At 70.3% G+C, this 7,690-nt stretch carries 8 protein-coding genes; 4 read left to right on the top strand and 4 right to left on the bottom strand.

Going from position 1 to position 7,690, the window contains the following annotated elements:
- The first annotated feature begins 95 nt into the window (after positions 1 to 95).
- Complete coding sequence (locus J4Z35_RS14090; RefSeq protein WP_253184097.1) at positions 96 to 812, top strand: peptidyl-tRNA hydrolase; 717 nt, start codon at positions 96 to 98, stop codon at positions 810 to 812.
- 123 nt (positions 813 to 935) lie between these two features.
- Entirely contained in the window at positions 936 to 2,114 is a 1,179-nt protein-coding gene (locus J4Z35_RS14095) for an alanine racemase (RefSeq protein WP_074040552.1), read from the top strand.
- A gap of 148 nt (positions 2,115 to 2,262) precedes the next feature.
- Here the strand turns inward: J4Z35_RS14095 and J4Z35_RS14910 are convergent, their stop codons facing one another.
- The 4 genes from J4Z35_RS14910 to J4Z35_RS14115 all read right to left on the bottom strand — a co-directional run bounded on the left by J4Z35_RS14910 (position 2,263) and on the right by J4Z35_RS14115 (position 6,263).
- A complete protein-coding gene (locus J4Z35_RS14910; protein ID WP_311200878.1) occupies positions 2,263 to 2,715 on the bottom strand; it encodes a metal-sensitive transcriptional regulator in 453 nt (150 codons plus the stop codon).
- Positions 2,712 to 5,150 (bottom strand): heavy metal translocating P-type ATPase, encoded by a 2,439-nt coding sequence (locus tag J4Z35_RS14105; RefSeq protein ID WP_143181255.1) that lies wholly within the window; start codon positions 5,148 to 5,150, stop codon positions 2,712 to 2,714. Before J4Z35_RS14105 ends, J4Z35_RS14910 begins: the two co-directional genes overlap by 4 nt.
- A 2-nt stretch (positions 5,151 to 5,152) precedes the next feature.
- On the bottom strand, positions 5,153 to 5,365 hold the full coding sequence (locus J4Z35_RS14110) for a heavy-metal-associated domain-containing protein (protein WP_074040554.1): 213 nt from the start codon (positions 5,363 to 5,365) through the stop codon (positions 5,153 to 5,155).
- 97 nt (positions 5,366 to 5,462) lie between these two features.
- A complete protein-coding gene (locus J4Z35_RS14115; protein WP_074040603.1) occupies positions 5,463 to 6,263 on the bottom strand; it encodes an SDR family NAD(P)-dependent oxidoreductase in 801 nt (266 codons plus the stop codon).
- A 252-nt stretch (positions 6,264 to 6,515) separates the two neighbouring features.
- On the opposite strand from J4Z35_RS14115, the gene J4Z35_RS14120 reads away from it, so the two are divergent.
- Together J4Z35_RS14120 and J4Z35_RS14125 are read left to right on the top strand one after the other, a co-directional pair.
- Positions 6,516 to 6,980: an NUDIX hydrolase gene (locus J4Z35_RS14120; RefSeq protein ID WP_074040555.1), complete on the top strand. Its 465-nt coding sequence runs from the start codon at positions 6,516 to 6,518 to the stop codon at positions 6,978 to 6,980.
- A 176-nt stretch (positions 6,981 to 7,156) separates the two neighbouring features.
- On the top strand, positions 7,157 to 7,555 hold the full coding sequence (locus J4Z35_RS14125) for a DoxX family membrane protein (protein WP_006945735.1): 399 nt from the start codon (positions 7,157 to 7,159) through the stop codon (positions 7,553 to 7,555).
- Positions 7,556 to 7,690: the final 135 nt, after the last annotated feature.

The raw sequence follows: 7,690 nt of genomic DNA on the forward strand, positions 1-7,690 counted from the left end.
GACGCGTCGGGCGCGGCCTTCTCGGCGTCCGACACGGGGCAGCTCGCATCGTCGCCATTCTTCGCGCCCCGGGCCCCCTGGACCACAATGGTGCGGTGAGTGAGACGAGACCCGCGCCCGAGACCGACGCCCCGCCTCTGGCGATGCAGATCGCGCTGCGCGTCGAGAAGACCGCGCCACCGGACGAACTCGACGCCTGCGTCGCGGCCGCGCAGGCCTGCGTCGGATTGCTCGTCGAGGCCGAGCGCCGCGCGCACCCCGTCGTGTCCTCTGATGCCGCCCCCGACACTGCGATGCTCGACGCCATCGACGCCTGGCGCGGCATCGCCATCCGCAAGATCGTGAGGCGTTGCAGCGGCAAGCGCTGGAGTGACGCGCAAGCCCTCGACGGGGTGACGGCTCGTCACGGCAGCGCCGAGGCTCGTGCGTTCACGCCGGCGCCGACGTCACCGCTGCCGCCCGAGCTGAAGAAGATGCAGGTCGAGGGCACGCAGCTCCCGTCGCACCCCGACGATGGAACGAGCGACGCGCGCGACCCGCAGGACGTGGATGCGATGGTCACCGTCCGCCTCAGCCCCCTCGTCACGATGACGAGCGGAAAGAGCGCCGCGCAGTGCGCGCACGCGGCGCAGCGAGCGTGGGAATCGATGAGCGCCGACGAGCGCGCACGGTGGGCGGCCGACGACCACCGCGTCCGCATCGTGCGCGATACAGAGGCGCACTGGGCCGCGACGCCGGGCCGCGTCAGCATCATCGACGCCGGATTCACCGAACTCGACGGACAGCACGAGACGACCCGCGCGGACTGGTGACGCACCCGCGCACGTCACGATTCGTCGCCGCGCATCACGTGAACCGCGGTTTCCCGCGCAGAGAGCACAAGATTGCGGCCCGGCGACCGGCAGAATGAATGCACCCGACCGTCAGGAGTTCTCGTGACCGCCACGCCCCGCCTCGTCGCCGACCTCGACGTGCTCGAACGCAACATCGACGCCATGGCGAGCCTGGGTCGTGACGCCGGTGTCGCGCTGCGGCCGCACGTCAAGACGCACAAGATGCCGGAGATCGCCACGATGCAGCGTGACGCGGCGGCGCACGGCATCACCGTCGCGACGATCGGTGAGGCCGAGGTCTTCGTCGACGCGGGCTTCGACGACGTGTTCATCGCCTACCCCTTGTGGGTCGACGACGAGGCTGGGCGGCGCCTGCGCGCCCTCGCGGAACGCGCGCGCGTCGGCGTCGGCTGCGACTCGATGACGGCCGCGCGCCAGCTGCGCAAGCCGCTCGACTCTGCGGTGGTCGAGGTCCTCGTCGAGCTCGACTCGGGTCAGCACCGCACCGGCATCCCGGCGCGTGACGCAGGCGAGCTCGCCGCGGGCATCGCGAGCCTCGGCTTCGACGTGCGCGGCGTCTTCACCTTTCCCGGCCACTCGTACTCGCCGGAAGGCCGAGCCCAGTCCGCTGACGACGAACGCGCTGCGCTCGCCGGCGCGTCACGAGCCCTGCGCGCCAAGGGAATCGAACCGCACGTTCGTAGCGGCGGGTCGAGCCCGAGCATGGCGTTCGCTGCACGCAACGGCGCCGGCGAAGGCGCGCGCGCGGGCATGCCGGGGGCTGCGTCGTCGTCGGGGAGCGCCCTCACGAGCCTGCCTGGCGCCACCTCCGCCGTCAACGACGGCGCGGGCCCGTCGACGGATGTCGCCCCCACGGAGATGCGGCCCGGTGCGTACGTCTTCAACGATGCGCAGCAGTGGGAACTCGGAGCCTGCACGGCCGGGGACATCGCGCTCACCGCACACGCGCGGGTCGTCTCACACTCGGGTGGGCGTCTCGTGCTCGATGCCGGGTCGAAGACGCTCGCTGCCGACAAGGCGCCCTGGGCGAGCGGCCACGGTCGACTGCTCGACCATCCCGACGCGCGCATCGTGCAGATGTCCGAGCATCACGCCGTCGTCGACATGGCCGGGGCCTCCCTGCCCGCGCTCGGCTCGACGGTGCGCGTCGTGCCGAATCACTGCTGCAACGCGATCAACCTGGCCAACGCGGTCGACGTCGTACGCAACGGCACGCTCGTGGACACCTGGGCCGTCGCAGCGCGGGGCATGAACAGCTGACGCCTTTCGCGTGCTCGAGTGTGTGGGGCGTGATCGATCCAGCGCTCGCACCGAGGCGCCGCGCAGGTGAGTCAGTTGGTGCCGGCCGAGTCAGTCCTGCGTGACTCGGCCAGCATCAACTGACCCGGCTGCGCGAGGCGGGCGAGCGTCAGCGCACCAATCGGCGCAGGGCGTCGCTGACCTCGGCGAGCTTGGTGGCCTGTTCGTCGCCCCCGGCTCGGGCAGCCTCGACGACGCAGTGGGCCATGTGGTCGTCGAGCAGCCCGAGCGCCACGGCCTTCAACCCCGACTGGATGGCCGCGATCTGGGTGAGGACGTCGATGCAGTACCGGTCGTCCGCGACCATCTTCTCGACGCCGCGCACCTGCCCCTCGATGCGCTTGAGCCGCTTGGACAGAGCATCCTTCGACCCGGCGTTCTCGTACCCCGGTTTCGACGGTTCACAGCACGACGACCCCGCGGCGTGATCGCCGCCATCGGACACCCCGTTGCCCGGCTCCACAGCGTCAACCATGGCGTCTTCAGCCCCCGTCAGGGCGTCGACGACGGGTTCCTGCCGCATCGCCTCCACGGCCGGCTCCTTCGACTTCGTCTCGCTCACGCGCGCCCACCCTCCTCGTTCGATCGATGACTCGGCCGTTGCTCCGCCGTCCCGGCGAAGCGGCGCAACCGCAAGCTGTTGAGCACGACGAACACCGAGCTGAACGCCATCGCGGCGCCCGCGATCATGGGGTTGAGCAGCCCCGCGGCGGCCAACGGAATCGCTGCGACGTTGTACGCGAACGCCCAGAACAGGTTGCTCTTGATCGTGTTCAGCGTCCTGCGGCCCAGGCGGATCGCGTCGCCGACGAGACGCAGATCGCCGCGCACGACGGTGACGTCAGCCGCTTCGATCGCAACGTCCGTGCCCGTTCCCATCGCGATGCCGAGATCGGCCTGCGCGAGCGCGGGAGCGTCGTTGACGCCGTCGCCGACCATCGCGACGACGCGCCCCTCACCCTGCAGACGCGTGATGACGTCGACCTTGCCCGCCGGCAGCACACCGGCGATGACGTCGTCGATGCGGACCGCGTCGGCGACGCTCCGCGCGGCGCGCTCGTTGTCGCCCGTCAGCAGGACGGTGTGCAGGCCGAGGCGCGACAGTCCGCGCAGGGCATCCGCGCTCGTCGGTTTCACGGTGTCGGTGACGGCGATGACGCCACGCGCCGCGCCGCCCCATCCGACGGCGACGACCGTCCCACCACCCGATTCGAGATCGTCGAAGGCTCCACGCAGGTGGCCGTCGAGAGCCATGCCCCGGGCCGCGAGAGCATCCGGGCGGCCGACGATGACGTCGACCATCACGGCTGCCTCAGCGTTCGGGCCGGGCACGCGCACTCGCCCCGTCACGCCCTCGCCGGGCATGTTGATGAAACCGTCGGCGGTCGGCAGATCGCCGACGCGGTCGCGGCCCGCGTCGGTGATGGCGCGAGCGATCGGGTGCTCCGAGCCGCTCTCGAGGGCTGCCGCAACAGCGAGCACGTCGTCCTCGGATTCACCACCGGCACAGACGATCTCACCGACCGACATCTCGCCGGAGGTGAGCGTTCCGGTCTTGTCGAGCACGACCGTGTCGATGCGATGTGTCGCCTCGAGCACCTCGGGGCCCTTGAAGAGCACCCCGAACTGCGCGCCGCGCCCGGTACCCACCATGAGCGCCGTCGGCGTCGCAAGACCCAGCGCGCAGGGGCACGCGATGATGAGCACCGCGACGGCTGCGGTGAACGCCGCTTCGACGTCGCCCGTCACGACGAGCCAGCCGAGGAGCGTCAGCACCGACAGCGCAATGACGACCGGCACGAAGATGCCGGAGACGCGATCGGCGAGCCGCTGCACGTCCGCCTTGCCGTTCTGCGCGTCCTCGACGAGCTTCGCCATCTGCGCGAGCTGCGTCTGCCCGCCGACGCGGGTGGCGCGCACCACGATCCGTCCGCTCGTGTTGAGCGTCGCCCCGATGACGGTGTCACCGGGGCCGACGTCGACGGGCACCGATTCGCCCGTCAGCATCGAGGCGTCGACGGCGCTGTCACCGCTGACGACCTCACCATCGGTCGCGATCTTCTCGCCGGGTCGCACGACGATGCGGTCGCCGACGACGAGTTCGCCTGCGTTCACACGCTGCTCACGCTCGACGCCGTCAGGGCCGGAGCGCAGGACGGTCGCCTCCTTGGCCCCCAGGTCGAGCAGGGCGCGCAGCGCGGCGCCGCTCGCGCGTTTCGAACGCGCCTCGACGAAGCGTCCGAGCAGCACGAACGTCGTGACGCCGGCGGCCGCCTCCAGGTAGATGTTCGACGCACCGTGCCCTCGCGTCGCGCCGAAGTCGAAGCCGTGCTTCATGCCCGGCATGCCGGCGTCGCCGAAGAACAGCGCGTACAGCGACCACGCGAACGCCGCGATCGTGCCGACGCTGACGAGGGTGTCCATCGTCGTCGCGCCGTGCTTGAGGTTCATCCACGCGGCGCGATGGAACGGCCACGCACCCCAGACCACGACGGGCGCCGCGAGCGTCAGCGACAGCCACTGCCAGTTCGTGAACTGCAGCGGCGGAAGCATCGCCATGAGCACGACGGGCACCGTCAGCACAGCGCTGACGACGAGGCGCTGCCGCAGCTCGCGCACGTGCGCGTCGGCCGGTGATTCGCCCGCTTCGCCGACGCGAGCGCCGCTGTCCGCCCCGTCAGCGTCGGCCGATGACGGCGGGTAAACCGGTTCCGGCGTGATGACGCTCGCGCCGTAGCCGGTCTTCTCGACCGTTGCGACGAGGTCGTCGGGCGTCACGTCGTCGGCGAAGGCGACGCGCGCCTTCTCCGTCGCGTAGTTGACGCTGGCCTCGACGCCGTCGAGCTTGTTGAGCTTGCGTTCGATGCGGTTCGCGCACGAGGCGCACGTCATGCCCGTCAGCGCCAGTTCGACACTCTGCGTCGGCGTTGCCGGAGCCTCGGGTGCTACTGGCGCCGCTGGGGTGGGGGTCCGGGTCTGCGTGGTCGTCTCGATCATCCTCAGGCGAGCTGGTATCCGGCTTCGGTGACGGCGGCGTCGACCTGCTCGCGGCTCACGGGCCGGTCGGAGGTGAACGTCACGACGCCGCTCTCGTGGTTGGCGACGACGTCGCTGACGCCGGGGATCTCCTCGAGTTCCTCGCGCACGCTCATCTCGCAGTGGCCACAGGTCATGCCGATGACGGTGTACGTGCTGGCGTTCTGCTCAGCCATGACTGCTCCTTCGTCGTGTTCTACTGACACACAACACCATACCCCCAGGGGGTATTCCCCTCCGGTCGACCGTCGCCCGGCCCCACCGTCGCGCGCGTCAGTTCGATGCCAGGTGCGCGCCGAAGCGCTGCATCCCGCGGATCCACCGGTCGTAGTCGGCGCCCTTGGCGCGGTACATGTCGAGCACGTTCGCGTGGGGCAGCACGAGGAACGTCTCGTTCTCGATCGCGCGCATGACGTCGTCCGCCACCTGCGCAGGCGTGAGCACCGGGCCCGATTCGGTGACGGCGCGCTGCGCGACGCGCGAGGCGCCGCCGGTCTCGGTCAGCAGGTTCGTGTCGACGCCCATCGGGCACAGGCAGCTGACGCCGACGCCCTTGTCGCCGTACGACACGGCGAGCCATTCGGCGAAGGCGAGCGCCGCGTGCTTCGTCGTCGCGTACGTCGACGAGCCGATTTGCGTGAGCAGGCCGGCAGCCGACGCGGTCGAGACGAAGTAGCCGCGGCCGCGCTCCACCCATCCCGGCACGAGCTGCTGCGCGGCGCGCACGTGCGCCATGAGGTTGACGTCGATCGCGGTGGCCCAGCTCGCCTCGTCGGCCAGATCTGCGCCCACGCCCACGCCTGCGTTCGCGACGTAGACGTCGACCGGCACACCGAACTCGCGTTCGGCGAGGACGATGACCTCGGCGATGTCGGCGGCGCTCGAGGCGTCACCGGCGGCAGCGACCACGTCGCCGTGGGCGGTGGCGAGCCGTTCGCGCGTGGCACTGAGACGTTCGCCGTCGAGGTCGGTGAGGGCGACCTTCGCGCCGCGTTCGAGCAGCGCCTCCGCAAGCGCCGCGCCGATGCCGCCTGCCGCCCCGGTCACCACGCACACCGCGCCGTGAACATCCATGTCTGCCACCTCGTTCATCGTCGTGAAGCATTGTTGAGCAATGCTCAATAGTTACCTCGATCACATCACAGACTGCGTCGGCCGCGCCAGGGGTTCATCGCCACCAGCTCTTCCGACCGGCGCCCGGCCGAGCGATCCGTGCGCATCTCAGCGCCGCCCGGCCACTGCCGGGCCGGGCGAACCACGCCCGCCCCTCGAACGACGTGCGACGACCCGCTCGGCTCCCCCGGCCCGAGACGATACGTTCGAGCCATGCCATGGAACCCACCAGAGATTCCCGCCTCCGCCGGCGCACTGCTCTTCGATCGTTCGGGGCGCCTGCTCATCCTCGAGCCGACATACAAGAGCGGCTGGACGATCCCCGGCGGCGCGATGGAGGCCGACGGCGAGAGTCCATGGGACGGATGCCGGCGCGAGGTGCTCGAAGAGACGGGGCTGGTCGTGACGAGCGGACACCTCGTCATCGTCGACACCCGCCCGGGCAAGCTCGAGCGCAAGCTGGGGCTGCGCTTCCTCTTCGACTGCGGCACCCTCGACGACAACCAGATTGCCTCGATCCGCCTGCAGGCCGACGAGATCGCCTCCCACCGCTTCGCCGAACGCGACGAGGCACTGGCCCTGCTGTCGAAGCCCGTCGGACGGCGCGTCGCGCACGGCTGGGGCGCCCCTCACTGCCTCTACCTCGAGAACGGTCGGCCGGTCGACGGGGTGAACTGACGCCCCGGGGCTCACCCATCCGCGGTTGCCTCGGCCTGTTGACGCACCCCACATCAGCCCGCAGGTCAGGCATCCACGCCCGCGGGAATGCGGATCGCAGCGCGACATCATAGGCTGGGCATCGAACGGAACGGCGCGCTCAGCGTCGTTGATTCTTCAACGAAGGTGGTATTCGCATGTTCAACCCCGGCAAGGCTCTCGGCCGCGCGATGGTCGGTTCGCTGTTCGTCTACGGCGGCCAGAACGCCATCAAGAACCGCGCCCACCTCGTGCCGATGATCGACGCCGCGCAGGAGCGCTACGGCCTCAAGGGTCAGCTCCCGCTCACGTCCGAGCAGCTCATCCAGGCCAACGGCGCCGGCATGATCGCCCTCGGCGCGGCGATGGGCCTCGGCATCAAGTCGCGTCTCGCCGCCATCGGCCTGCTGCCGTTGCTGGCCGCCACGACGGTCTCCGCCCACAACTTCTGGGACATCAAGGACGACCCGCAGGCCCGCAACCAGCAGATGACCGCCTTCTTCGGCAACCTCGCCGCCGCCGGTGGCCTCGTCACCGTCATCATGACGAAGAACTGACGCACCCGGCCGTCAAGGTCTGAGACGTCTGCGATCGACGGCTGAGGAGTCGCCGTCCGAGAATTCGATGGCGGCCTTGCGCCGCGTCACGCGTGAGAGCCGGAACCCTGCCTGGCAGGGTTCCGGCTCTCACGC

Source organism: Dermacoccus sp. NHGro5, from assembly GCF_017565385.1.
GTDB lineage: Bacteria > Actinomycetota > Actinomycetes > Actinomycetales > Dermatophilaceae > Dermacoccus > Dermacoccus nishinomiyaensis.